Origin of the sequence: Phaeobacter sp. NW0010-22 (assembly GCF_040365955.1) — a bacterium.
Taxonomy (GTDB): domain Bacteria; phylum Pseudomonadota; class Alphaproteobacteria; order Rhodobacterales; family Rhodobacteraceae; genus OMPR01.
The window spans coordinates 88,987-113,821 of the sequence record NZ_BAABWT010000010.1 but is presented as its reverse complement, the minus strand read 5'-3'; the positions used below and the strand labels follow the sequence as shown (position 1 = coordinate 113,821).

Below are 24,835 nucleotides of genomic sequence, written 5' to 3'. Positions count from 1 at the left end.
TTATCGATTTGGCAGTAGCCAAAGTGCGAGTTCAGGTGTCAGCGCCACGACTATCCAAACCGCGATCAGCGAAATGAGGTACAATGATGAATACCGCAAGAGACGGAAGTAGGGGACGCCCGTCACACCTGAAGCCACATAAAGGTTGAGGCCATAGGGGGGGGTGATGAAGCCGATTGAGGCACCAACAAGGAAGATAACAGAGAAGTGGATAGGATCGACACCAACTGTTGCTGTGATCGGCGCAAGGATCGGTGCCAGGATGATAGTCACAGGAAGCGATTCAAGGATCATTCCAGCGACAAAAACCATGGCCATTGCCGTGAACAGAACAGGGTAATAGCCGCCCATGCTTGTCACGAAATTGCCGATTGTATCTTGCGCGCCCATTGCCGACAGTACCTGTTGCATAACAACCGATACCGCGATGAGTGGCGCAAGGATGCCTGTAATTTGCGCGGAACGTACGACGATAGATGGGATTTCGAATGGGGTGAACCCTTCGACAACGAACATGGATGACACGGATTTGTCCGCAACCGGCGTATCCGCATCAGTGCCCATGATCTTGTTCATCGGATAAGACAAAAGGCCGACGATGATACAGAAACCAACGGTCACACCTGCCGCCTCTGTCGGTGAAAACTTACCCGTGTAAATGCCCCAAAGGACAAGCCCAATCGCGAAGAATCCCAACCATGCGCCAATTGCTGTCTTCATAACGCGCTCAAACGACAGTTTGATCAGGTAACCCCAACCGTTGATCGAGCAGATGATGAAACACGTGACCATCATACCGACAACCATCAATGTGCCGGGAATAATACCAGCGACGAATAGGTCCGAGATCGGCAGGTTCATCAAGAAGCCGTAGACGATGAAGATGATCGACGGCGGTATGATGATCCCAACCGTACCACCAGCCGCAGCTGTTGCGGCCGAGAAACGCTCGTCATAGCCGCCTTTGACCATTTCGGGATGCAACATCGAACCGATGGTCGCTGTCGTTGCTGAGTTAGAACCAGAGATCGCGGCGAACAAGCCACATGCACCAATTGCTGCCATGGCAAGACCGCCACGTAGCCAACCAAGACAGGAATAGGCAAAATCAGAAAGCCGTCGTGCGATGCCGGATTTGTTGATCAAATCACCGGTGAGGATGAACAACGGCATGGCCAAGAGGGCAAAGCCCTTGTTGAATACGTTCAGCATTTCAGCGCCGGTATTGTCTAACGGCAAGCCAATTACAAAACTACATCCAACGACCCAATAAAAGATGACGAGTAGGACCGGCGTGCCGAGCATGAAGAGCACGGTGACAGTCAGTGAAATCAACGTAATGATTGTACTATCAGCCATTAGACGTCCCCCCCGATTACAGCCTGCTTGATCAAGGGTTCGCCCTTGCGATAATTGGACCAGTCCTCAAATAAGTTTTCGAGAACGCGACCGGCCATCAAGATAAAGGCGATTGGAATTGTGATTAGGAACCACCACTGCATGGTGTTGTCGGTCCCGAGTACGATCTGAAAGTTTGAATAGGACCGAACAACTTCGCGCGACACAGTTGTCACGATCACGATGCAGAAGATCATCCAAAGCACGGCATCCAAACTGAGGGCTGCAATTTGGCCCTTAGGTGAGAATTTCGTGCGAAACTCATTAAAACTCAGATGCGTGCGCAAGCGGACATTAAACGAACACCCGTACCAAGCCATGATCATGAAAATGAGCGGGGGTATTGTCGTCGACCAAGCGGGTTGGCCACTGAGTAGAAAACGTTGAATCACGCCAAAGAAAATGATCGCGGCCATGATGATGTAGGACCAAACGACGATTGTGCGTTCAAGGTTTCTTTCAAGCCATGGGCTAGCCTTGTAAAGGTAGTAGACCAAGAAACCGCCTACCAACGTGACCGTTGTGAATACGATCCAAGCGGCGTTGGATCTATATGCGTTTACAACTTGGAAATCGATGTCGCCACTTAACGTCTTCGAGACGATAGTCGCTGCGTCAGCCCAAATAGACATCACGCTCTCTCCCAGATTTATTGATTGCCACCACTAAGCGATGGCCCTGTAATATGAAAAGGGCCGGTCCAAGTTTCCCTTCGGACCGGCCCAATTTAGTCAGCTAGCTGGGGGCTATTAGCCCTTCCACCAACGACGTGGCTCAACGTTTTCAGGCAGCGTGTCCTTGTCAATTGTGCGGACTTCGTCATAGATTTCCTGATAGGTGTCGTGCCCGCCGGACCAACCGTTGATCCGCTCACGCCATTCCTCCCACAACTGCGGTTGGAATTCTGGTGAACACATTTCTTCTGCTTTGCGGATTTCTGCATCCGACAAGAACGCGTTGCGCACGTTGTTCTGTGCAAAGATTGTATCAGGCAACATTGGGTCAGACATACCAACGGTTTTCACCAATGCCGCTTCGTTTGCCGCTTGAACGTGCGTTTGCGCCCAATAGGACGATTCCATCACAGCGTCCTGAAGTTCACCACCAAGGCTATCAAACACTGACGCGCTCATCGCAGTGTGCTCTGTGCCACAGAAGAAGTTCAGGTGAACTGACTGGGACACCACTGGTGACATGTTGGCATAGGCCACCGCAGACGCCCAAGTTTCAGCGCCATCAATGAGGCCTTGCTTGAGGCCATCAAGTGTTTCTTCCCAAGCAACCGGAACCGGGTTCAGGTTCAACGCCTTCATGGCGATACGGCCAAGTTGTGTGCCTGTGACGCGGTTCTTTGTCCCGAACAATTGTTCGATAGAAGTAACCGTTGGCTTATCTTCCCAAGCAAGACCTAGCTGAATGCCACGCAGTTCCGCATGGCTGAAGAGGAACTTCAAGCCATGGTTCTTTTCATAGGGGTCACGCAAGAGTTCTTGTGATTTTGGAGAGTAAAGGAAGTGGTACTGATCGGCACGGTTACGGAACATATATGCGTAATCGAGCACGTTCAGATATGGTGCACCGCCTGCTGAGTTCTGTGTCGAAGCCGCATAGATATCAACGATACCTTGCTGTGTTTTTTCAACGCAGGATGTCTGACCACAAATCTGATTGTTGCCGATGAACTCAACGCGGATTTCACCGTCAGTCCGTGATTCAAGATCGCGTGCAAATTCAAGTGCGCCAGCGCGTTCGATCAAAAGGTTTTGCGGGTTAAAACCAGCAGCTCCGAACTTCAAAGTGAACTTTGCGTCTTTGGCGAAGCGACGGTCGTACGTTGATTCTGCAGCAGCCGCGAGATTCGCGGTTGTCATTGCGCCACCAAATGCACCAGCAGCAAGGAGCGTCGAGCTCATGCCGTAAGTACCTGCGACTTTGAAGAAATCTCTCCTCGAGACACCCTTAATTCTATTGTTGATTGTCATTGTCTTCTCCCATTTTCTCAATTATTGAGACTTTTCTTATCAAAAAAGGCTAGTTTAGCTTGGAGCTTTTGGCTAGTGTTTTTTTTCAAAAGATGAGGAATGTCCTCATAATTGTGGATATTGAGATGGTTGGAACTGGCTCAGCAGGTCGCGTTTTGGCCAACAGGCTAAGTGCCGATCCCAATGTAAAAGCCGTGCTTTTAGAAGCCGGACCAGTGGGCTGTAATCCTTGGATCCGTAATCCAAATTTGGATTTGTGCAATAAGACCGAACCAGACGCTGGTCTAAATGGACATGCTACCGCTGTTATAAAGAACAGAAAGTAACGAGCGCGGTGCAGACGAGTTGCTTGGCGCCCAAGGCAGCAGGATAAGAATTCAACCCCGACTATAGCGGTGCGGATCAAGAGGGCGTCGGATTCTTTCAACTCACTTTGTAATAGGGTCGGCGTTGTTCTTGAGCCGGTGCGTTTCTAAATGCAATCAAGTCACACAAAACCTGAGGGCAATCGCTCCAGCGCCGGTCGAGAAATCTTAGTCTGGTGGCTCGGGTAATGCGCCAGAACTGCTCAGGTTCCGATCAGGGCTGAAGACAATGGCAGCAACCATTGCGAAGGGATTCATGAAAACCCATGATGACGAGACACCTGACACCTATTCCACGTTCAACCGCTTTCAGCCGAAAAACCCGGAAAAGGTGCGTACCGCATTCAAGGGTCGCTTTAGGTCAAATAGTCTTGATATTTTGGCCAGTTTTGTGTCACACGGCCCCCAGCTAGCATTCACAAAGCCTAGAGTGTCGCGCTAAGTTTGCGCGATGATGACACACCAGATCAGGTTGGTTTCAGGCCCAAAATCTCACGTGCCTGCGCCGGTGTTGCCACTGGGCGTTCGTATTTTTCGCAAAGATCAGCGGCCCGCGCGATCAATGCCGCGTTTGACAGGGCAAGGGTGTTCTTGTCGATGCGGATGTTATCCTCAAGACCAGCGCGTGTGTGACCGCCATTGGCAATTGCCCATTCGTTGACGATCAACTGGTTTGGTCCAATCCCGGCGGCGCACCATTCCGCGTTTGGAGCGCGTTCATGCATGATCTTGGCATAGAAATCAAAGACTTCTTTGTCCGCAGGCATAGCGTTTTTCACACCCATCACGAACTGCACATACAGCTTACCAAACAGCAACCCTTGTTCGCTCATCCGGATCGCGTGCAAAATGTGGCTCAGGTCAAAGGCTTCGATCTCGGGCGTGATCTCATACTTGACCATTTCCGCCGAAAGCCACGCCACCAAATCGGGCGAATTCTCATAAACGCGCGTTGGAAAATTGTTGGACCCAACCGACAATGAGGCCATGTCCGGTTTTAGGGGCAACATGCCACCACGATCGCGTCCTGCACCAGACCGCCCACCGGTTGAGAACTGAATGATCACGCCGGGGCAGTGCTTCTCCAGACCTTCCTTGAGCTGGGCAAACCGATCCGGGTCGGATGTCGGGGTTTCATCATCGTTGCGCACGTGGGCGTGGATAATCGACGCGCCTGCCTCGACCGCTGCATGGCTGCTTTCGACTTGCTGTGAGATGGTCACAGGCACATTCGGGTTATCCGCCGTGGTCGGAACGGACCCAGTGATGGCGCAGCACAAAATGCAAGGTTTGGACATAAGCGGGCTCCTGATTTCGATAGGAACAAGTCATCCCCCTGAAGCCGGGGGATGTCAATTTGATTGCGCTGGTGCGTCTCAGTACAGCGGCTGGCCCTCGACCGTGATACGATGCATCAACCGCTGCGCACCGTGATAATCGGCCACCGCATAATGCTGCACCAAGCGATTGTCCCAGATTGCGACGCTGCCGGGTTTCCATTGGAACCGAAAGGCAAACGCGGGTTGGGTGCAGTAGTCATACAAGTAATCCAAAAGCGGCTGGCTTTCTGCCTTGGTCCAGCCCTCGAAGTGTGTGGTGAAATCCCCGTTCACATACAGCGCCTTTTCACCGGTCTGTGGGTGGTGAATGACCACCGGATGCAGCACCGGTTTTGTGACACCGTCATCCGTCAAACGCCCATCCTTGGGGCTGTCACTGAACGAGGCATCTGAATGCCAGGCCTTCAAATTTTCCAGCATGGCCTTTAACCCATCTGACAAGTGCGCATAGGCGGCAGTCTGTGACGCAAACAGCGTATCTCCACCAAAGGGCGGCAATTCCTGCGCCACAAGGATCGAGCACATCGCGGGCGCTGTGTCGTAGGAATGATCGGTGTGCCAAGACCCGCCAATAACGTATTTCTGATCCGCTTCGGTGCGCACCTCAGCGATGTTTGGGTGGGAGGCAACGGGGGTAAAGAACCGATTTACGTCGATGGTCCCAAAGCGTTCTGCCAGCGCGATTTGATCCTCGGGTGAGACACCCTGATCCCGAAAAAACACGACACCATGGGTGAACAGGGCATCCCGTATCACCTGAAACCCGGCGTCATCCAATCCGCTAAGCGACAGGCCCGAAATCTCTGCCCCTACATAGCCTGCGACCTGCTTAACGGTCATTTCAGTCATCCCGATTCCTCCTCGGAATGACTGTTTCTGAATTTCCGTGTTGGGTCGAGTCAGTTGATGACAGCCGTCGCTTCAATCTCTAGCAACGCGTCGTCCTCGACCAATCCGGCCACAACCACCATCGCCATTGCCGGAAAATGCCGGCCCAGAATTCTGCGATACACGGCGCCGATTTCTCCCTGACGGGCTAGGTATTCTTTCTTGTCCGTTACGTACCACGTCAACCGGGTGATGTGTCCTGCCTGGCCCCCGGCGGCCTCGACGACATCCATGATATTGCGCAGCGTCTGCTCCATTTGACCGATGAAGTCATGGGTTTCAAACACCTGCTCTGCGTTCCAGCCAATCTGACCGCCAACATACAACTGCCCGTCTTTTGTCAGCACTCCGTTGGCATAGCCTTTGGCGGGGGCCCAACCGTTGGGTTGAATAATTTGATGAGTCATACTGCTCTCCGTTCAGTGCAGATCAGGGCGCAGGCGAAAGCGCTGAATCTTGCCGGTTTGTGTCTTGGGCAGCGCGTCGATGAATTTGACGCTGCGCGGGTATTTGTAGGGGGCGATGGTCGCTTTGACGTGATCCTGAAGGGTCTTGATCATCAGATCGCTGGGCGTCTCGCCCTCATTCAGCACCACATGCGCCTCAACGATATGGCCACGCGCCTCATCGGGGGCAGCGATCACGCCGCATTCGCTGACCGCCGGATGGGCCAGCAGTGCAGCTTCGACCTCGGGGCCAGCGATGTTGTAACCGGACGAAACGATCATGTCGTCGTTACGGGCCGCAAAATGCAGATAGCCGTCTTCGTCCATCACAAAGGCATCACCAGTGACGTTCCAGCCGTCTTTGACGTATACGCCCTGCCGATCATCCGCCAGATACCGGCACCCGGTTGGGCCGCGCACCGCCAGTTTGCCAACCTCGCCCGGCGGCAATTCGCGCCCTTCGTCGTCCAGAATACGCACCTCATATCCACTGACGGGCTTGCCGGTGCAGGCGGGGCGGTGATCGTCAAACCGGTTTGAGATAAATATATGCAGCATCTCAGTCGCGCCGATACCATCCAACATTGGCTTGCCGGTCTGTTCGATCCAGGCGTCATAGACCGGGGCAGGCAGGGTTTCCCCTGCGGACACCGCCGCGCGCAGCGATGACAGATCGGCCCCATCCTCCATCGCTTGCAGCATGAACCGATACGCTGTGGGCGCAGTAAAACACACGGTCGCTTTGTATTGCTGAATGATTTCAACCATGTTTGGCGGGCTGGCCTGTTCCAACAGGGTCGCCGCCGCGCCGAACCGCAAGGGGAATACGGCCAAGCCGCCCAGGCCAAAGGTGAACGCAAGTGGGGGGGAGCCAATGAACACGTCGTCTTCGGTCACGCCCAAAACCTCTTGGGCATAGCCATCGGCAATGATCAGCAGATCGCGGTGAAAATGCATCGTCGCCTTGGGGTCGCCCGTGGTGCCCGAGGTGAATCCGAGCAACGCCACATCATCACGGCCCGTGTCGACCGCATCAAAGCGCACGGGTTTTTCCAACGCCAAGCGATCGAGTTCGGCGTCGTGGTTCGATGTGCCGTCGAAGCCAACGACTGATTTCAGGAATTTGGACTCTTTGGCGCATTTGACCATGTCCTCCATTAACCGGGTGTCGCACAGCGCATGGGTGATTTCGGCCTTGTCGATGATTGCACCCAGTTCGCCTGAGCGCAGCATTGGCATGGTGTTCACCACTACCGCACCAGCTTTGGTCGCCGCCAACCAGCAGGCCACCATCGCCGGGTTGTTTGCAGACCGGATCAATACCCGGTTGCCCGGTTTCACACCCAAATCTTCGACCAGCACATGGGCCAGTCGGTTGGTCCAGTCGGATAGCTCTTTGTAGGTGCGTCGCCGCCCGTTGCCGATCAGGGCGGTGTGATCGCCAAAGCCTTTGCCAACCATGGCATCGGTCAGTTCGACACCGACATTGACGTGATCGGGGTAGTCAAACCCCTCCATCAGGAATTCTGGCCACATCTCGGGTGCGGGCAGATTATCCCGCGAAAATGTATCTGTATGCGCTGTTGGTCCCAGCATGATCAGTTCCCTCCCAGAAACGCTCCCATCGTTTGACGCGCGATCACAACGCGCTGCACATCCGATGCGCCCTCGTAAATGCGCAGGGCGCGGATATCACGGTACAGCTCCTCTACCTTCTGCCCGTGTTTCACGCCGTCACCGCCGTGCAATTGCACCGCCTTGTCGATGACGTGCTGCGCCTGATCGGTGGAAAACAGCTTGGCCATCGCGGCCTCGCGACTGACCCGCGCCGCGCCTGAATCCTTGGTCCAGGCTGCGCGATAGACCAGCAAAGCCGCCGCATCGACGTCCAGCGCCATATCCGCGATGTGGCCCTGCACCATCTGCAGCTCAAACAGGGGTGCGCCCTGTACCTGACGGTCATTGACCCGAAACAGCGCCTCGTCCAGCGCGCGTCGGGCAAAGCCCAACGCCGCCGCCGCCACCGTTGTGCGGAACACGTCCAACGTCGCCATCGCCACCTTAAACCCTTGCCCAGCAGCCCCCAATAGGGCCGATTTGGGCACCCGCACATCGGTGAACCGCAGGGTCGCCAAGGGATGTGGCGCAATAACCTGCAACCGTTCAACCACCTCAAATCCCGGCAACCCAGCAGGCAGCACAAAGGCGCTCAGTCCCTTAGCACCGGGCGCTTCGCCGGTGCGTGCAAACAGAGTGTAAACATCCGCGATGCCACCGTTTGAGATCCAGGTTTTCTCACCGTTCAGAATGTAATCGTCACCATCTAATGTTGCCGTCATGGTCGAATTCGCAACATCCGATCCCGACTGTGGCTCCGTCAGCGCAAAAGCAGAAATCGCCTGACCACTGCGGGTCAGCGGCAACCACTCTGTTTTTTGTTCCTCGGCCCCGAACAGCGAAATCGCTCCGGTTCCAAGACCCTGCATTGCAAATGAGAAATCCGCCAACCCGTCATGACGCGCCAAAGTCTCACGGATCAGGCACAGGGTGCGCACATCCAGCGTGTCCCCGGCTGTGGGCTGCAACCATCCAGCAGAACCCAGATCCGCCACCAACTTGCGACAGGCCGCATCGATATCTGAGTGATCAACACTCAGGTTGTCCGCGCACCATGTATCCAGAGCGGCCGCCAGTTCGCGGTGACGGTCCTCAAAAAACGGCCACTGTAAAAAACTCCGATCAGGCATGTATCAATCCCCTTCGAAAACAGGGCGCTGCTTGGCCACAAACGCATTATACGCCCGCTCGAAATCAGCAGTTTGCATACAGATCGCCTGTGCCTGCGCTTCGGCCTCGATCGCCTGTTCGATTGACATAGACCATTCCTGCGCCAGCATCGTTTTGGTCATCATGTTGCCAAAGTTTGGCCCCGCCGCGATCTGCTCTGCCAGTTTCAGCGCCGCTTCGTCCAGCTCCTCTGCTGGTACAACCCGATTGTGAAAGCCCCATGCCGACCCTTCATCCGCCGACATAGACCGCCCAGTGTACAGCAATTCAGCTGCACGGCCCTGACCGATGATACGGGGCAGGATGGCGCAGGCGCCCATGTCACAGCCTGCTAAACCAACGCGTGTGAACAGGAATGCGACCTTGGCCTCGGGCGTTGCGATCCGCAGGTCAGCGGCCATCGCGATGATCGCCCCGGCGCCAACACAAATCCCATCAATCGCCGCAATCACCGGCTTGCCGCAGTTCACGATGGCTTTGACCAAATCGCCAGTCATCCGGGTGAACGCCAAAAGCTCTTTCATGCTCATGCGGGTCAGGGGGCCGATGATATCATGCACATCGCCGCCAGAACTAAAGTTTCCGCCGTTCGAGGCAAACACAACAGCGTTCACATCGTCATTGTACACCAGATCACGGAACCAGTCGCGCAGCTCGGCATAACTATCGAATGTCAGCGGATTCTTCCGCTCAGGGCGGTCCAGTGCGATGGTGGCAATCCCATCCTCAATCTTGCACAAAAAATGCGTTGTCTCGGCGCTCATTGCGCTCCCTCCCTCAAAATTCTATCCAATTGTTCTGTCATGCCTGTGGCCTCCTCCGGCCCCAGCGCACCCAGCAATTCATCCACCCAATGTTCATGTTCCGATGCTTGGCGTGCGAACTCCTCGGCGCCTTTGCGGGTCAGGCGCACGCGGGATGCGCGGCGATCCCCCGGCACGGCTTCGCGCAGGGCAAAACCGTCTTCGACCAGCCGTTCAACGATGCCAGTCACATTGCCGTTCGACACCCGCAGCAGCCCCGACAGTTCACTCATCTTCAATCCGTCAGCATATTGGCTCAGCGCGGCCATCACATCGAACCGGGGCAGGGTGGTGCCAAATTCGGTCCGCAGGTTTTCGCGCAGGTCAGCTTCGACCAGTCGGGTCGCTTTGAGCAGTTTTAGCCACAGCCGCAGCCGCGTTTTGCTGGTCGGTTCAGACAGGGGGGTAGGGTCAGCGGATGTCATATTTCGCCTCCGGATAGGGTCAGAGTGTGGCCATTGACCGAGCGTGCCGCATCAGAACAGAGCCACAACGCCGTGCCCGCCACCTCGTCCGTTTGGATGAACCGTTTCTGCGGGTTGTTCTTGTACAGCGACTTGGCGGCCTGTTCCGGGCTCATGCCGGTTTTGTCCACGATGTTCTGGATCGAGCGTTCCAACAAGGGGGTCTCGATGAAACCGGGGCAGATCGCGTTGACGGTGATGCCGCTCGCGCCCAGTTCCAAGGCCAAAGCACGGGTCAGTCCGACCACCCCATGCTTGGCCGCCACATAGCCAGACACATAGGGGTACCCTTTCAGTCCGGCGGTCGAGGCCACGGCGATCATCCGGCCCCAATCGTTGGATTTCATATCCGGCAGCGCCGCCTGCCATGTGTTCACCACGCCCATCAGGTTGACCGACAGCATCGCGGTTAGATCATCGGCGGTCATTTTGGCAAAGGGCACGCTTTCTGCCGCGCCTGCGTTGGCGATCACCACATCGACGGGGCCATTCAGCCCACGGGCTTGGCGAAAGGCGTCATTGACGGCCTCGCCGTCGGTCACGTCACAGGTGACCCAACCGATGAATTTGTGCTGTTTGGCCACCTGCTTCAGCGGCGCTTCGCGGCGTCCCATGATCGTGACCTTGGCGCCGGCATGGGCCATGACCTCGGCCATTTCGGCCCCAACGCCACTGCCGCCACCGGTGATTACCACATGTTTGCCGTCCATACTCACGCCCGGATCTCCGCCTCAGCTTCGCGATCGGCCAAACGCCAGGCCTGATCGCGTCCGGCCAGATAGGGCAGAGGCCAGTCGGCGGCGCGGTCGCCAATGCGCGCGGCTTCGTGCAGTGTCCAGTAAGGGTCTGCCAGATGCGGACGTCCGACACAGATCAGATCGGCGCGCCCCGCCATCAGGATAGAATTGGCGTGATCTGCTTCATAGATGTTGCCAACGGCCATGGTGGCAATACCCGCCTCATTGCGGATACGGTCCGAAAAGGGTGTCTGGAACATGCGGCCATAGACCGGCTGCCCCTGAGTGGTGGTCTGCCCGGCGGATACGTCGATGATATCGGCGCCCGCATCGCGGAACATTGCTGCGATCTGCACGGCCTCTTCCGGGGTGACGCCATCGTCGCCCATCCAATCGTTGGCCGAGATCCGCACCGACATAGGCTTGGCCGCAGGCCAGACGGCACGCATGGCGGCAAACACTTCCAACGGATACCGCATCCGGTTTTCCAGTGATCCGCCGTATTCATCGCCGCGCACGTTCGAGACTGGTGAGATGAACGACGACACCAGATAGCCGTGCGCCGCGTGTAGTTCGATCATATCAAATCCGGCGCGCCCGGCCATCTCGGCCGCCGCCACAAACTGATCCCGCACGGTGTCCATATCCGCACGGGTCATTTCCCGCGGGGTCTGGTTCGCATCCGCCCACGGCAGGGCCGAGGCTGACATCAGCTCCCAATTGCCGTCTTTTAGGGGGGCGTCCATGATCTCCCACCCCACCTGGGTCGACCCCTTGCGCCCGGAATGCCCGATCTGACAACAGATCTTTGCATTCGAATGCTGATGCACAAAATGGGTCAACCGGGCCCACTCTGCCTCATGTTCCGGCGCATAGAGCCCCGGACAGCCCGGCGTGATCCGTCCCACGGCGGAAACACAGGTCATTTCGGTATAGACCAGACCCGCACCGCCTTTGGCGCGCTCGCCGTAATGCACCAGATGCCAGTCTGTCGGGGTGCCGTTTTCGGCTTTGTACTGCGCCATGGGGGACACAACGATCCGGTTCTGCAACGCCATGTCACGCAGTTGGTAGGGTGCAAACATCGGCGCGCGGACGGGGGATGACGCACCCCCCGACCGGGTCTGAAACCAACCTTCGGCTGACTTGAGCCATTCTGCATCTCGCAATCGCAAATTCTCGTGGCTAATGCGCTGAGATCGGGTCAGCAGGGAATAGTTGAACTGCACCGGATCCATATCCAGATAGCGTTCGACCTGCTCAAACCATTCCAGCGAATTGCGCGCTGCGGATTGAAGGCGCAGCACGTCCAAACGGCGTTCGTCCTGATACCGAACAAAAGCCTGTTCTAAGTTAGGTTCCGAATGCAGGAACGTCGCCAGCGAGATCGCACTGTCAAAGGCCAGACGTGACCCGGACCCGATCGAGAAATGCGCCGTCGCTGCGGCATCCCCCATCAGAACCACATTCTCGTGGTGCCATTTCTCACACAGCACGCGGGGGAAATTGATCCAGACTGCAGACCCGCGCAAATGCGTCGCGTTGGAAATCAGCGCATGGCCATCCAGATGATCTGCAAAAATCCGCTCGCAAGTGGCGATGTTGTCCTCTTTGGACATATGCTCAAAGCCAAAGGCATCCCATGTCTCTTGACTGCATTCCACGATGACAGTCGCTGTTTCATCATCGAATTGATAGGCGTGCACCCAGACCCAACCGTGCTCGGTCTTTTCAAAGATAAAGGTAAACGCATCGTCGAATTTCTGCTTGGTGCCAAGCCAGATGAACTTGCACTCGCGCGTGTCCACGTCCGGTTTGAAGTGCTCCTCCAGATCGGTGCGGACCCGTGAGTTCAACCCGTCACAAGCCACCACTAGATCGTATTCGGCCTGGTATTCGGCGACAGGGCGGGCTTCGGTCTCGTACTGCAGATCGACACCCAGTTCACGCGCCCGCTCTTGCAGGATCAGCAGCATTTTCTTGCGCCCGATCCCGGCAAACCCATGGCCACCCGAAACGGTGCGCACGCCGTCATGGACAACAGCAATGTCATCCCAATAGGCAAAGTTTTCGCGGATCATCTGGGCGCTCTTTGGGTCATTCACCGACAGGTTGCCCAGGGCATCATCGCTCAGCACCACACCCCAGCCAAAGGTATCATCGCCTTTGTTGCGTTCGATCACCGTGACCTCATGCGAGGGATCACGCAGTTTCATTGAAATCGCAAAATAGAGCCCGGCAGGCCCTCCGCCCAAACATGCAACGCGCATCGATTCTCTCCCTCAAACCGGTGTTGTTGAGATCAGAGGATACGCAGGCTTGGATTTATTTCAAGTCTAAACCTTTAAGCTTGAAATAAATAAGGAGGGGCCATAGGCTGTTCCCAACAAACGGAGGGTCGCATGATCGATTGGGATGATGCCTTTGACAATTCCAGCTATGTGCCGGGGTCAGATCAGCTCGCAGACAGGTGGGGCGGACAGGCTGCGGCCTATCGCGCCACGGCGGGTGAGCTGGATCTGCCGTATGGGACGGGGGTGCGCAACCGCTTTGACCTGTTTCGCCCCAAGGGCGTGCCCAAGGGGTTGGTTGTGTTCGTCCATGGCGGCTATTGGCAGATGCTGGACAAAAGCTATTGGTCCCATTTCGCAGTTGGTCCCATTTCGCAGGGCTGGGCGCTGGCCGTTCCCAGCTACACCCTCGCGCCCGAGGCCCGTTTGGGCCAGATGGTCAGTGAAATTGCCGCTGCCGTGACCGAGGCGGCGAACCACGTCGGGGGTCCCGTCCGCATGATCGGGCATTCCGCAGGCGGACATCTGGTATCCCGCATGGCCTGTACCGATGGCCCGCTACAGGATCGGCTGGACAAGTTTGTCTCGGTCAGCGGCATCCACGATCTGCGCCCGCTGCTGGGTACAAAAATGAACGACACCCTGCATCTTGACGCGGCTGAGGCCGAGGCGCAAAGCCCGGTCTTGCACCCCAAACGCGAGGGTCTCAACGCAACCTTTTGGGTCGGCGCGCTGGAACGTCCTGAACTGATCCGCCAGACCCGTCTGATTGCCGAAAAATGGCAATGTCCCAATGTGTTCGAACCCGATCAGGATCACTTTTCCGTGGTTGAGGCGATCAGCCGCCCGGGTTCCCCCCTTCTTACTGAATTGCTCAAGGATTAACCCCATGACCGATGCCTATGATCCCAGTCAGGACGGCGCCAAAATGTCCTATGCCAAGGACATGAGCTATGGCGATTACCTACACATGGAGCAACTGCTTGCCACGCATGAGCTGCACTCGGACGCGCATGACGAACTGTTGTTCATCATTCAGCACCAGACGTCCGAATTGTGGATGCGTCTTGTCCTGCACGAAATCGCCGCCGCGCGGGAATTGCTCAAGGGCGATGATTTCCGCCCCGCGTTCAAGATGCTGGCCCGTGTCGCGCGGATTTTTGATCAGCTGAATTCCGCATGGGACGTGCTGCGCACCATGACGCCCAGCGATTACACCACCTTCCGTGAGGCGCTGGGCAATTCCTCTGGCTTTCAGTCGCACCAATATCGCCTGATCGAATTCTCTCTGGGCAATCGCAATCCTGCAATGCTCAAGGTGCACGAACACCGTCCCGAATCCCATCAGGTGCTCCAAGATGAACTGGCGACCAAATCGCTTTATCACGTGGCCCTTGATGCGCTGTCCGCCAAAACTGGTGTCATCTTTGCGCCTGAGGCCTACCGAATGGAGGCGCCACACGCCGCTGACCCGGAGATACAGCGCGCTTGGGTGATGGTCTATCAGGACCCCAAAACATACTGGGATCTTTACGAGCTGGCCGAAAAGCTGGTGGATCTCGAGGACTATTTCCGTCGCTGGCGGTTCAACCACGTCACCACAGTCGAGCGCGTGATCGGCTTTAAACGCGGCACCGGCGGCACCAGCGGTGTTCAATATCTGCGCCGCATGCTTGAGGTGGAACTGTTCCCGGAATTGTGGAACTTGCGCGGCGATCTGTAAGCGCGACTCCGATCCCATTCGGTCCAAGACGAAATTACATGACCGCCGCGCGCATGCCCTGCTGTGTGGCGGTTTTGTGATCCCAAGGCGGCCCACAATTCACCATTTCCCGTCACAAGTTTGCAAATCTGTGAAAACGGACGATGGACGCGGCCAAATTCCTGCTCTAACACTTTCGGTCAACGCCCGATCCGGGTGCACGAAATCCATGTGGGAGGCATTTGCGTGGACTATCATACCCCAGCCAGTTTTGACGATGCTGTTGCTTTGGCGACAGCCGCTACGGGCGTGACACGATTCTTGGCCGGCGGAACGGACGTACTCGTTCAGTTGCGCGCAGACATCGTTACACCCGATACGCTGATCGATATCAAAAAGATCGACGGTGTTTCTGACATCACCCAAAACGCCGATGGCAGCTGGACGCTTGGCGTCGCAGTGTCAGGCGCAGAAATGACCGAACACGCCAGCCTGTCTGCAGCCTGGCCCGGTGTGGTCGAAGGCATGGATCTGGTCGGCTCGACACAGGTGCAGGGGCGCGCGACGCTGACCGGTAACCTGTGCAACGGCTCGCCCGCTGCGGACAGCGTTCCGGGCATGGTGGCCGCAGGCGCAACTGTCTCGATCACCGGCCCTGAAGGCGCGCGCACCGTTGCAGTAGAAGATATCCCAACCGGCCCGGGTCGCACCTCGATCGCCAAGGGAGAGTTGGTGACAGCGGTGAACATCCCGGCCCGTGGCGAACATGCAGGTGATGCGTATTTGCGCTTTATCCCGCGTACCGAAATGGACATCGCGGTTGTCGGCTGTGCTGTGAACCTGCGTTTGGATGGCGATACCGTCACCGAGGCGCGCGTGTCTCTTGGTGCGGTCGCTCCAACCGTTCTGCTGGTGCAGGACTGCGCCAATGCGATCATCGGCACAACGCTGGACGATGCCGCTCTGGACGCGCTGGCAGCTGCCGCTTCGGCAGCCTGCAACCCGATCACTGACAAACGCGGAACCATCGAATTCCGCACCGAGGTCGCTGGCGTTCTGGCCAAGCGCGCTGCCAAAATCGCCTATGCCCGTGCAAAAGGCGAAACCGTGAAAGGAGCCCACGCATGAGCAAGGTCCACGTCACAACCACCGTCAACGGCGACGAGATGGAATTCCTCTGCGATCCACGCGAAACGCTGCTGGATTCCCTGCGCGATAAGCTGAACCTGACCGGTGCCAAAGAGGGCTGCGGAACAGGCGATTGCGGGGCGTGTTCCGTCACCCTGAATGGCCGTCTGGTCTGCTCGTGCCTCGTATTGGGCGTCGAGGCCGAAGGCCAAGAGATCGGCACCGTTGAAGGCATCGCCGATGGGGACGAACTGCACCCGCTGCAGAAAAAGTTCATCGAACACGCCGCCCTGCAATGCGGGGTCTGCACACCGGGTATTCTGGTCGCAACAAAATCGTTACTCGAAAAGAACCCGAACCCCACCGAAACTGAGGTCCGATATTGGCTGGCAGGCAACCTGTGCCGCTGCACCGGCTATGACAAAATCATTCGCGCCGTGATGGACACGGCTGCTGACATGCGGGAGGCATCGTAATGGCTCTGGACGATCGCAAGACAGAATTCACCTTCGTAGGCACCAGCCCAGACCGTCCCGACGGGATGGACAAGGTCACTGGCCGCGCCAAATTCGGTGCAGATGCCACTGCACCGGGCATGTTGTTCGGTGCCATCGTGCGCTCCCCCCATGCTCACGCCCGGATCGTCAAGATCGACACCTCCAAGGCCGAGGCCATGAAAGGCGTCAAAGCTGTCGTAACCCGCGCGGATTTCGCTACCGGTTTGACCGGCGAATTCTGGAATGTGCTGGAAAACGTCATGGCAGGTGACACGGCGCTCTATGATGGTCACACGGTTGCGGCGGTTGCGGCAGGCTCTGCTATCGACGCCCGCGACGCGGCTAAGCTGATCGAGGTGGAATACGAGATCCTGCCCCACGTCACCGACGTGGACAAGGCAATGGCCCCCGATGCGCCCGTGATCCGCGCCGGGACCGCCGACAGCTCAGTTCCCGAAGGCATGCACCCCAACGTCGTGCGCTATCACGAAAGCGGCCACGGCGATGTGGATGCTGGTTTCGCTGAGGCGGATCTGGTGATCGAGGATCACTTCAAAACCGAAGCCACCCACCAAGGTTACATCGAACCCCACGCCTGTCTCGCCTCGCTGGGCGCAGACGGCAAGGGCGAGCTGTGGTGTACTACCCAAGGGCACTGGTATGCGCAGAAACACTGCGCCGCGCTGGTCGGTATCGAAACCTCGCAGCTGCGTGTGACAGCCTCCGAAATCGGTGGTGGATTTGGTGGCAAAACCACTGTCTTTATCGAACCGGTCGCACTGGCTCTGTCGCGCAAAGCGAACCGCCCGGTGAAACTGGTGATGAACCGATCCGAAGTGTTCCGTGCAACGGGCCCGACCTCGTCGACCTCGATGGACATCAAGATCGGCATGAAAAAGGACGGCACCATTACCGCGGCGCAGGGTATCTTCCGCCTGCAAGGCGGCGCATTCCCCGGTGCTCCGATGGAATTCTCAGCCATGTGCGCCTTTGCGCCCTATGCGCTCGAAAACGTCAAACAGATGGGTTATGACGTTATCGCCAACCGCCCGAAACAGGCCGCGTATCGCGCGCCCGGTTCGCCCATGGCCGCCTTTGCGGTTGAATCCGTGCTGGACGAGCTGTGCAACCAGCTGAACCTTGACCCCATCGATGTGCGCCTGAAGAACGCCTCGCAAAAGGGCACTAAGGCCAGCTATGGCCCCCGCTTTGATGCCATCGGTCTGGTCGAATGTCTTGAGGCGGCCAAAGCGCACCCGCATTACGCAGCACCGCTTGAGGCGGGGCAGGGGCGTGGGATTTCCTGTGGATTTTGGTTCAACCACGGCGGTGAAACCTCGGTCTCGCTGGCGCTCAGCGAAGACGGCACTGTGCAGGTCTCTGTTGGCACTCCCGACATCGGCGGCTCGCGTGCGTCAATGGCGCTGATGGCCTCCGAAGTTCTGGGCGTTCCGTATGAAAACATCCGCGTCACCATCGCGGATACCGCGACACTGGGCTACAATGACGTCAGCCACGGTTCGCGGGTGACGTACGCCTCGGGTCTGGCCACTATCAAAGCGGCCGAAGCTGCGGTGCAAACCCTGTGCCAACGCGCCGCTGCGAAATGGGGCATCCCCGAAGACGCAGTGAAATGGGAGGACGGCTGTGCGGTTCCTTCGGGACCAAACGCAGGCGATTTTGATCCCCTGCCACTGGCGTCGATCACGGCCAACATGGGCGCAACCGGCGGCCCGATCTCGGGTCATTTTGAGGCAACCCCCGAAGGTGCTGGCGTCTCGTTTGGCGTACACATCGTGGATGCCATCGTTGATCAGGAAACCGGCAAAACTTCGATCCCGCGTTACACCGTGATTCAGGATGCAGGCAAAGCAATTCACCCGACCTACGTCGAAGGTCAGTTTCAGGGTGGCGCTGCGCAGGGCATCGGCTGGGCACTGAACGAGGAATACATCTATGGCGAAGACGGTCGGTTGCAGAACACGATCTTCCTCGACTATCGCATTCCTGTCGCCTCGGATCTGCCCATGATCGACACCGTCATCGTCGAAGTTCCCAACCCTGGTCACCCCTTTGGGGTCCGTGGTGTGGGCGAAACTGGCATCGTGCCACCGCTGGCGGCTATTGCGAACGCTGTGTCTGCGGCGGCTGGCGTGCGTCTGCGCGAATTGCCCATGTCTCCGCCCCGCATCCTTGCGGCGCTCAAAGACAACGGGTGATCTCGGATGGTTGAGGTAAACCTCTGGTCAGGCCTTCGGGCACTGACCGGCGGCAAACAAGTGGTCGAGGTTGAGGCCTCGACCGTTGGCGAGGTCCTGTCGGGCCTCGTTAAAGCCTATCCGGAACTGCAGGCTCCGATTGAGGCAGGCGTTTCCGTGGCTGTGGATGGCCGCATCATCGCCAGTGGGCTGACCGAACCGGTCAATCCCGACAGCGAAATCTACCTGATGCAACGTCTCAAGGGCGGCTAATTCGGGAATTCCCCGCTTGTCGTTGCCCCTGATGGCGCTCTAAGTGAGAGGGCACATTCGAATCACGGATCGCTGTCCTTATGACCTTGTCCCGCCTCCTCCTGTCTTTGGGTCTTGCCCTGACGCTGGCCACCGGCCCGGCCTTGGCTCAAGCTGACTATGGCGTCCAGATCGAGGGGCTGTCTGTTTACAAGAACGGGCAAGTTTGGGTGTATTACGAAATCAACAATGAGGCCGATCAACGGGTCTGTTTGCCGGGGTCACGCAACGATCCATCGGTGTTTGTTGGACAGTTCCGCGCCTCTGACGACGCACCGCTGACCGTTGCGCCGACAGACGAAGCCACCTCAGACAAATTTCGCAGCCCCTATATTGTGCTGGAACCGGGGCAGAGTCTAAGGGCGCATACCCGATATTCGGTGCACGACTTTTCAGCTGTCGAGGCCCAAACAGGTCAGGCCCCAACACCGCCAAGCCTGAACCGCGACGCACTCTATGTCATTTTGTCGATGCCGGTGCGCACCTGCCCTTTGTTCACCTTCGGATCCAAGATCGCCTTTAACCTCGACCCGGTGCAGGATCAGGTTGTGCGCTCCCTCCCGTCACGGGTGTTCAGCCTCAGCAAACCAGGCCGTTACTGAGGATCTGGCCACGCATCACCCCGCAAAGGGATCAAGATTACAGGCTCCAGATTGAGATATCTCCATCATCGAACGAGAGGTATTCCACATCAACGAGGCTGTCAGTGCCTTCAGCGCCCACGACCGTTATCTGATTGCTGTTAGAACCGGAGCCTCGGGTCAACGAATAGTCCGACGCGTTGCCTTCGAAGAGTGCATAATCCGAGCCGCCACCACCGTCGATGTGATCATTGCCCAACCCGCCCTTCAGGTAGTCGATTCCACCATAGCCGAAGATAAAGTCATCCCCCTCGAGTCCATTCAGTTGATTGCGCTCACTTGAACCACGCAATTCGTCGTCAAATCGCGACCCGACTAGGTTCTCAATTTCAAAATAGAGGTCTCGTGCTGCGTCGCCGCCCGAGCCGTAACCACTTTCGCGTCCGTTCACCGTTGCGCCATTGCTAAGGTTCGCGACTATCCCACTCGATGCATTGAAATAGGTCACTGTGTCGATGCCATCACCGCCGAAATACCGCTCGCGCCCTCCCGTCGAACTGACGAACCAGTCGTAATCACCAAGCCCGCGAAAGTCGTTCTGTCCCGCGTCGCCATAGAATACGTCCTGACGGCCTGACCCAGTAATCCGCTCCACCGAGGTCAAGTTAAGCCCGGCTGCAAGCCCTGTGTTATTGCTTGGATTGGCGAGATCAACAACTAGCCCAGAAGCTTGCGCGCCTGTGGGTGGTAGCCCATTCGACGAAAAGATATCAGCAACCACGTTTGTAGCGTTCGACTGATATTCAAAGAAGGAAATCATGTCCTGCCCTGTTCCGCCATCAATCGTGTCGCTGCCTTCAGTCGCAATAATCCAGTCGTAATCGCCAAGACCGCGGATCTGGTCATCGCCATCAGTGCCGCGAATCCAGTCTGCAAAGATCGTCGACGTCAAACGTTCAACATTAGTAAACGAGATGTTTTCGCTGCCATCGTGATTAACTGCCGAACCGGCGCTCATGTCGATTTCTAGGCGATAATCCGTGTTCGTTCTGCCCGGTGTATCCGCTAGGTTGAAGAAGCTGATCATGTCGCGCCCGGATCCACCGTCTACGGTATCATCGCCACCGCCCGGTGTGATCCAGTCATCTCCGTCCATCGCGTTGATTAACTCGGACGCGGCCGTACCGGTGACATTTTCGGCCGCTGCTGTACCTGTGATGGTCGGGGGAACCAAATCAGCAAGGTCACTAAAGCTGACCGTCTCATCCGAGAACTGGATAAATTCAATGTCGTTGTGGATTATATCATTGCCATCTGACGTTCCCACCGACAATCCGTCCTGCACATGTCCCAGCATCGCAGATAGACTGCCGCCGGAGCGTAGGGACGCATCAATAACGGCGGTGTCGCTCCCGCTGCCACCCTGCAATATGTCATCATCCGCACCACCGACGAGCAGGTCGTCGGCTTCTGCGCCTTGAAGAAGGTCATTTCCTGCAAGGCCGCGGATGGTGTCATCACCGTGGTTGCCCGTGAGAGTGTCCTCACCCGCAGTGCCAGTGATTTCACGATTCCGGAGGTCCAGGATCTGGGCATAGGTCATCACTGTGACCAGGTCATTGTAGGGCCGGAACTCGAATGTTTCGACATTTGTTACGACGTTGTGCTGAGGGTCGTAATAGCCGTTGTACTCTATGGTTATTGCATCATCAGGTCCCCCAACAACCAGCGCATCAATGGGGAACCCATAGAAAACGGCTGTGTCATTGCCTTCTCCACCGTCCAAAGCATCGTCACCCTTGCCGGCATGCAGCACATCATCGCCTGCATCGCCAAACAACCCATCATTACCGTGCCCACCATCTAGCGTATCGTTGCCAACACCGCCGCGGAGTTGGTCCTCACCATCACTACCCTCTATGGAGTCATCGCCAGCTTCGCCAAAGATCTCGTCATCGCCGGAAGACCCATATAGGCTGTCCTCGCCAAAATCGCCGACAATCGTATCGTCGCCACCTGTTCCATAGACGTACATGTTCCGAAGTTCCAAAACTTCGGCCAGGGTGCGCGTGTCGGTGTAAGAACCATTTGTAAATTCGAAGGTTTCAAACCCCTGCACCAAGTCACTGCTTCCTGTATGTGAAATGGTCAGCGCATCCGCCGCGCCCCTGACAGTAACGTCAGAAACCCTAACGCCGAACACGGCCGTGTCTGTACCATCACCACCGACTATCGTGTCGTTGCCCGCGCCTTCGATGACAACATCATCACCAACACCGCCATCAAGGCTATCTGCGCCATCGCCGGCCACAAGCGTGTCGTCACCTTGACCGCCACTAACAGTGTCGTCTCCGACCTCGCCATCCAGATAATCGGCATCATCTGATCCTTGCAGCGAGTCATCACCATTGCGGCCAAAGATCGCCGTACCACCAACGGCTGCGGTCATTTGGTCATCGCCACTCGTGCCAAGCGCGTCAGGCATATAAAGCCTAAGCAACACGTCGTCGCTGAGATCGTCCGAGAAAGCTCTGCTTTTGATGAGAGCCATGACCTTGCCGTTTCCAAGCGTCACGAGATCAAGCGGACTATGATAATAATTCGTCTCGTAATCGGGCGCACGCCGCTCTGTTGCTACAAACATGTCGCCAACCGCTTCGTTGTTCTCGTCAAAGCGTTGGGCATATGTGGTATAGCCGACAGACCCGCCCGCAACGTATCTTGCGGTGATCAAGAAACCCCCATCTTCCAGCGCGGCAACCTTGGTGTCGCGATAGCTGGCATCAAGCACCATACTGCTGGTTACGGGGTCCCCATCGGCATCAAAACGGCGCCACGCCGAGACGCTTCCGTTGTGCCACGTGACGACAAAGCCACCATCGGGCATCGCTGTGGCCGCCGGGTTACTCTCGTTCCAGACGGGCGTGTTTTCATTGATCATGAAACTTGCGCCCACAGCATTTCCGTTCTGGTCGTAAATACGCCCAAGAACTGCGGCGTCATCACTGGTATTGCCCGGCGCGCCTTCTCCACCCCGCATCAGGACAATGTAATTGCCTCCCGGAAGCTCAACAGAGTCCGAGATCCAATTGTGGCGGTCTACAGAATAGCTGCCCGTGCCAACCCAAGGCGTTACTGCCACAGGACTGCCTACAGCGGTGCCATCTTGTGCGAATGTTTGCGTATACATTATCTGCGCGCCGCCATATTGCGCCAGAATTCCGCTGTATTCCGCGTTCCATGTAAACGCAAAGCCACCCGTATCGAGCGCATTGATCGAATAATAGCCACTGTTCGCATGGACCTCAGCCATGCGCCCACCCCCGACATCGTGATCGGGCAAAGCAATGATCGTTTCGCCGCGCGCGGTGCCGTCTGAATCATAGCTGCGCACCTTGGCGTCTCTTGTCGCAAAATCACGCCATCCAATGGCATAGCCACCGTCTGCGAGGCCGGTCACAGCAGGGTACAGGCTTGGGCCACCGTGGCCATCATTGTCGCTGTCACTCAAATCGATAGAAATGGCCGCCCCCACAGCCGTTCCGTTTGCATCATATCGCTGAGCGAACATTTCATGCACATAGTGATAAACGTTTTGGTCGGGCTGTGTTTTCTGCGTGTAAACGACAATCGCGCCACCATCGGCAAGCGCCGCAATGTCGGAGCGGGATTGTGAACCTGTACGGTCGGCGTAGGCGGGGAATGCATCTGAGGTTGGCGCGAGTGTATATGTCATCTGGCAGTTCCTAGCTTGTTACAAATTTCTAACTTTGCCCAAGTCTGGGCATTGGAAGACGCAGAGCTAACTCCGACGCCGCGAGAGGTGTTTCCATCAAATTTGCAGCGATCACACCGAGGCCGAAGAGCAGTTGAACTGGCGTCCATATGCGCCAGAAATCTCAAGGCTTTGATGCCGCCAGCCAAGAATTCGACCCTCCTTTAAGGAGGCAATATCTGGCTATCAACTCGACGGTTAAAACCAACATTGGCGTTGGTCTTTTTCGCCTCAGCACTTCAAATGCGCTGTGGTTTATAGATATTCATATTGTAGAATGTTTTGAGCTTTTTGCCTTGATGTAGATCATGATCCCGGGGAAGCGCATGGGGCTCCAAGCCTCTTGAAATACAGCCAGACCGGAGCGGTATGATTGACCCCAAAGCTGGTGTCAGACAGGTTTCGTTCAGTTTGGTGATTGTTCTTTGTCGCCGATGTTGTGTTTGGGCGAATGGCCGACAACAGCGAACGCCTGAACATGGGCAAATTCCACGCAAATCAGCCCATGCACGAACCCGCGCAACCGTACTTTGAAACACCTGCATTCAGACGCACGGTGTGACTGGCGTCCAGACATTGGTCAAAGTTGCAACCGCTTGCCTGCAGGAGTGAGCTGCTCTCTGCATCACCCTCGCAAAAAGGCCCAGAGCGCACTACAGCAGTGAAGGGGGCAATCTTTCGTTCATATAAAGAACGGAGAAAACGTGTAAGGGATTTGCACGGATTTGGTTGGTTTTGCACAGAAAATTTGCGCAATACCGCACAATGCCCAGAAGCGATGGTTCAGCACTGGAAGATATAAGTATTTGTAAACAAAGGGGGTAAATGGTGCTGCTGGAGAGAATCGAACTCTCGACCTCTCCCTTACCAAGGGAGTGCTCTACCTCTGAGCTACAGCAGCGCCGTGAGGGGGGATTTAGACTCAAACGAAACAGGGCGCAAGGGGTATCTGGACGCTTTTTTTCCGCTCCTGTAGAGAGTGTGTATGGCAGAGCAAAAAACACCCAAAAAGCCCGGAAAGTCCAACGCAGCACGCGAGGATCGGTTAAAGGCAGCCCTTAAAGCGAATCTTGGTCGCCGTAAGACGCAGGCCAAAGCACGGGCGGATGATGCGGTGCAAAACGATAAAAGTAAGGGGTAA

General features: G+C 56.6%; 22 protein-coding genes, 1 tRNA gene and 1 pseudogene. 10 read left to right on the top strand and 14 right to left on the bottom strand.

What is annotated here, in order from left to right:
• From ABWV33_RS19850 to ABWV33_RS19840, 3 genes are all read right to left on the bottom strand, one after another.
• A complete protein-coding gene (locus tag ABWV33_RS19850) occupies window positions 1-1,359 on the bottom strand; it encodes a TRAP transporter large permease (RefSeq protein WP_353333250.1) in 1,359 nt (452 codons plus the stop codon).
• Entirely contained in the window at window positions 1,359-2,030 is a 672-nt protein-coding gene (locus ABWV33_RS19845) for a TRAP transporter small permease (RefSeq protein WP_113822798.1), read from the bottom strand. Before ABWV33_RS19845 ends, ABWV33_RS19850 begins: the two co-directional genes overlap by 1 nt.
• A 117-nt stretch (window positions 2,031-2,147) precedes the next feature.
• Window positions 2,148-3,380: a TRAP transporter substrate-binding protein gene (locus ABWV33_RS19840; RefSeq protein WP_113822799.1), complete on the bottom strand. Its 1,233-nt coding sequence runs from the start codon at window positions 3,378-3,380 to the stop codon at window positions 2,148-2,150.
• Window positions 3,381-3,472: 92 nt separating this feature from the next.
• Between ABWV33_RS19840 and ABWV33_RS22440 the strand changes: the two are divergent.
• Window positions 3,473-4,081: pseudogene (locus ABWV33_RS22440) on the top strand (hypothetical protein); the annotation flags it as partial.
• A gap of 131 nt (window positions 4,082-4,212) precedes the next feature.
• Here the strand turns inward: ABWV33_RS22440 and ABWV33_RS19830 are convergent.
• The 9 genes from ABWV33_RS19830 to ABWV33_RS19790 all read right to left on the bottom strand — a co-directional run bounded on the left by ABWV33_RS19830 (window position 4,213) and on the right by ABWV33_RS19790 (window position 13,480).
• The gene (locus tag ABWV33_RS19830; protein ID WP_353333247.1) at window positions 4,213-5,043 is read right to left on the bottom strand and encodes a 3-oxoadipate:acetyl-CoA acetyltransferase; all 831 of its coding nucleotides are present in this window, start codon (window positions 5,041-5,043) and stop codon (window positions 4,213-4,215) included.
• Between the two features lie 78 nt (window positions 5,044-5,121).
• Window positions 5,122-5,934 (bottom strand): TauD/TfdA dioxygenase family protein, encoded by an 813-nt coding sequence (locus ABWV33_RS19825; RefSeq protein WP_353333245.1) that lies wholly within the window; start codon window positions 5,932-5,934, stop codon window positions 5,122-5,124.
• Window positions 5,935-5,984: 50 nt separating this feature from the next.
• Complete coding sequence (locus ABWV33_RS19820) at window positions 5,985-6,380, bottom strand: RidA family protein (RefSeq protein ID WP_353333243.1); 396 nt, start codon at window positions 6,378-6,380, stop codon at window positions 5,985-5,987.
• Between the two features lie 12 nt (window positions 6,381-6,392).
• On the bottom strand, window positions 6,393-8,015 hold the full coding sequence (locus ABWV33_RS19815; protein ID WP_353333241.1) for an AMP-binding protein: 1,623 nt from the start codon (window positions 8,013-8,015) through the stop codon (window positions 6,393-6,395).
• Between the two features lie 2 nt (window positions 8,016-8,017).
• The gene (locus ABWV33_RS19810; RefSeq protein WP_353333239.1) at window positions 8,018-9,166 is read right to left on the bottom strand and encodes an acyl-CoA dehydrogenase family protein; all 1,149 of its coding nucleotides are present in this window, start codon (window positions 9,164-9,166) and stop codon (window positions 8,018-8,020) included.
• Window positions 9,167-9,169: 3 nt separating this feature from the next.
• On the bottom strand, window positions 9,170-9,970 hold the full coding sequence (locus ABWV33_RS19805) for an enoyl-CoA hydratase family protein (protein WP_353333237.1): 801 nt from the start codon (window positions 9,968-9,970) through the stop codon (window positions 9,170-9,172).
• Window positions 9,967-10,434 (bottom strand): MarR family winged helix-turn-helix transcriptional regulator, encoded by a 468-nt coding sequence (locus tag ABWV33_RS19800; RefSeq protein WP_113822805.1) that lies wholly within the window; start codon window positions 10,432-10,434, stop codon window positions 9,967-9,969. Before ABWV33_RS19800 ends, ABWV33_RS19805 begins: the two co-directional genes overlap by 4 nt.
• Window positions 10,431-11,183, bottom strand: a complete 753-nt coding sequence (locus ABWV33_RS19795; RefSeq protein ID WP_353333346.1) for an SDR family NAD(P)-dependent oxidoreductase — start codon at window positions 11,181-11,183, stop codon at window positions 10,431-10,433. The genes ABWV33_RS19800 and ABWV33_RS19795 overlap by 4 nt, the downstream gene beginning before the upstream one ends.
• A 2-nt stretch (window positions 11,184-11,185) precedes the next feature.
• Window positions 11,186-13,480 carry a bifunctional salicylyl-CoA 5-hydroxylase/oxidoreductase gene (locus ABWV33_RS19790; protein ID WP_353333235.1) on the bottom strand — a complete coding sequence of 765 codons (2,295 nt, stop codon included), beginning with the start codon at window positions 13,478-13,480 and terminating at the stop codon, window positions 11,186-11,188.
• Window positions 13,481-13,612: 132 nt separating this feature from the next.
• On the opposite strand from ABWV33_RS19790, the gene ABWV33_RS19785 reads away from it, so the two are divergent.
• From ABWV33_RS19785 to ABWV33_RS19755, 7 genes are all read left to right on the top strand, one after another.
• Window positions 13,613-14,386, top strand: coding sequence for a hormone-sensitive lipase (locus tag ABWV33_RS19785; protein ID WP_353333233.1), 774 nt, complete (start codon window positions 13,613-13,615; stop codon window positions 14,384-14,386).
• 4 nt (window positions 14,387-14,390) lie between these two features.
• Window positions 14,391-15,224: a tryptophan 2,3-dioxygenase gene (locus tag ABWV33_RS19780; RefSeq protein ID WP_353333231.1), complete on the top strand. Its 834-nt coding sequence runs from the start codon at window positions 14,391-14,393 to the stop codon at window positions 15,222-15,224.
• A gap of 225 nt (window positions 15,225-15,449) precedes the next feature.
• On the top strand, window positions 15,450-16,331 hold the full coding sequence (locus ABWV33_RS19775; RefSeq protein ID WP_164619039.1) for an FAD binding domain-containing protein: 882 nt from the start codon (window positions 15,450-15,452) through the stop codon (window positions 16,329-16,331).
• Entirely contained in the window at window positions 16,328-16,807 is a 480-nt protein-coding gene (locus ABWV33_RS19770; protein WP_164619040.1) for a (2Fe-2S)-binding protein, read from the top strand. The genes ABWV33_RS19775 and ABWV33_RS19770 overlap by 4 nt, the downstream gene beginning before the upstream one ends.
• A complete protein-coding gene (locus tag ABWV33_RS19765) occupies window positions 16,807-19,047 on the top strand; it encodes a xanthine dehydrogenase family protein molybdopterin-binding subunit (RefSeq protein WP_353333228.1) in 2,241 nt (746 codons plus the stop codon). Before ABWV33_RS19770 ends, ABWV33_RS19765 begins: the two co-directional genes overlap by 1 nt.
• A gap of 6 nt (window positions 19,048-19,053) precedes the next feature.
• Complete coding sequence (locus tag ABWV33_RS19760) at window positions 19,054-19,299, top strand: MoaD/ThiS family protein (protein ID WP_121996597.1); 246 nt, start codon at window positions 19,054-19,056, stop codon at window positions 19,297-19,299.
• Window positions 19,300-19,379: 80 nt separating this feature from the next.
• Window positions 19,380-19,940, top strand: a complete 561-nt coding sequence (locus ABWV33_RS19755; protein WP_113822814.1) for a hypothetical protein — start codon at window positions 19,380-19,382, stop codon at window positions 19,938-19,940.
• Window positions 19,941-19,977: 37 nt separating this feature from the next.
• On the opposite strand, the gene ABWV33_RS19750 is transcribed toward ABWV33_RS19755, so the two are convergent.
• A complete protein-coding gene (locus ABWV33_RS19750; RefSeq protein ID WP_353333225.1) occupies window positions 19,978-23,655 on the bottom strand; it encodes a calcium-binding protein in 3,678 nt (1,225 codons plus the stop codon).
• A gap of 149 nt (window positions 23,656-23,804) precedes the next feature.
• On the opposite strand from ABWV33_RS19750, the gene ABWV33_RS19745 reads away from it, so the two are divergent.
• Window positions 23,805-23,999 (top strand): hypothetical protein, encoded by a 195-nt coding sequence (locus ABWV33_RS19745; protein ID WP_353333223.1) that lies wholly within the window; start codon window positions 23,805-23,807, stop codon window positions 23,997-23,999.
• Window positions 24,000-24,520: 521 nt separating this feature from the next.
• On the opposite strand, the gene ABWV33_RS19740 is transcribed toward ABWV33_RS19745, so the two are convergent.
• Window positions 24,521-24,595, bottom strand: a tRNA-Thr gene (locus ABWV33_RS19740).
• 84 nt (window positions 24,596-24,679) lie between these two features.
• On the opposite strand from ABWV33_RS19740, the gene ABWV33_RS19735 reads away from it, so the two are divergent.
• Window positions 24,680-24,835, top strand: a complete 156-nt coding sequence (locus tag ABWV33_RS19735; RefSeq protein WP_162930571.1) for a hypothetical protein — start codon at window positions 24,680-24,682, stop codon at window positions 24,833-24,835.

Excerpts from the sequence above, each read along its gene's own strand:
- ABWV33_RS19845 (WP_113822798.1), bottom strand. The coding sequence starts at position 2,030 with ATGTCTATTTGGGCTGACGCAGCGACTATCGTCTCGAAGACGTTAAGT.
- ABWV33_RS19755 (WP_113822814.1), top strand. The coding sequence starts at position 19,380 with ATGACCTTGTCCCGCCTCCTCCTGTCTTTGGGTCTTGCCCTGACGCTG.
- ABWV33_RS19805 (WP_353333237.1), bottom strand. The coding sequence starts at position 9,970 with ATGAGCGCCGAGACAACGCATTTTTTGTGCAAGATTGAGGATGGGATT.
- ABWV33_RS19800 (WP_113822805.1), bottom strand. The coding sequence starts at position 10,434 with ATGACATCCGCTGACCCTACCCCCCTGTCTGAACCGACCAGCAAAACG.
- ABWV33_RS19760 (WP_121996597.1), top strand. The coding sequence starts at position 19,054 with ATGGTTGAGGTAAACCTCTGGTCAGGCCTTCGGGCACTGACCGGCGGC.
- ABWV33_RS19810 (WP_353333239.1), bottom strand. The coding sequence starts at position 9,166 with ATGCCTGATCGGAGTTTTTTACAGTGGCCGTTTTTTGAGGACCGTCAC.
- ABWV33_RS19735 (WP_162930571.1), top strand. The coding sequence starts at position 24,680 with ATGGCAGAGCAAAAAACACCCAAAAAGCCCGGAAAGTCCAACGCAGCA.
- ABWV33_RS19770 (WP_164619040.1), top strand. The coding sequence starts at position 16,328 with ATGAGCAAGGTCCACGTCACAACCACCGTCAACGGCGACGAGATGGAA.
- ABWV33_RS19795 (WP_353333346.1), bottom strand. The coding sequence starts at position 11,183 with ATGGACGGCAAACATGTGGTAATCACCGGTGGCGGCAGTGGCGTTGGG.
- ABWV33_RS19850 (WP_353333250.1), bottom strand. The coding sequence starts at position 1,359 with ATGGCTGATAGTACAATCATTACGTTGATTTCACTGACTGTCACCGTG.
- ABWV33_RS19830 (WP_353333247.1), bottom strand. The coding sequence starts at position 5,043 with ATGTCCAAACCTTGCATTTTGTGCTGCGCCATCACTGGGTCCGTTCCG.
- ABWV33_RS19750 (WP_353333225.1), bottom strand. The coding sequence starts at position 23,655 with ATGACATATACACTCGCGCCAACCTCAGATGCATTCCCCGCCTACGCC.
- ABWV33_RS19815 (WP_353333241.1), bottom strand. The coding sequence starts at position 8,015 with ATGCTGGGACCAACAGCGCATACAGATACATTTTCGCGGGATAATCTG.
- ABWV33_RS19785 (WP_353333233.1), top strand. The coding sequence starts at position 13,613 with ATGATCGATTGGGATGATGCCTTTGACAATTCCAGCTATGTGCCGGGG.
- ABWV33_RS19765 (WP_353333228.1), top strand. The coding sequence starts at position 16,807 with ATGGCTCTGGACGATCGCAAGACAGAATTCACCTTCGTAGGCACCAGC.
- ABWV33_RS19825 (WP_353333245.1), bottom strand. The coding sequence starts at position 5,934 with ATGACTGAAATGACCGTTAAGCAGGTCGCAGGCTATGTAGGGGCAGAG.
- ABWV33_RS19745 (WP_353333223.1), top strand. The coding sequence starts at position 23,805 with ATGCGCCAGAAATCTCAAGGCTTTGATGCCGCCAGCCAAGAATTCGAC.
- ABWV33_RS19840 (WP_113822799.1), bottom strand. The coding sequence starts at position 3,380 with ATGACAATCAACAATAGAATTAAGGGTGTCTCGAGGAGAGATTTCTTC.
- ABWV33_RS19780 (WP_353333231.1), top strand. The coding sequence starts at position 14,391 with ATGACCGATGCCTATGATCCCAGTCAGGACGGCGCCAAAATGTCCTAT.
- ABWV33_RS19820 (WP_353333243.1), bottom strand. The coding sequence starts at position 6,380 with ATGACTCATCAAATTATTCAACCCAACGGTTGGGCCCCCGCCAAAGGC.
- ABWV33_RS19790 (WP_353333235.1), bottom strand. The coding sequence starts at position 13,480 with ATGCGCGTTGCATGTTTGGGCGGAGGGCCTGCCGGGCTCTATTTTGCG.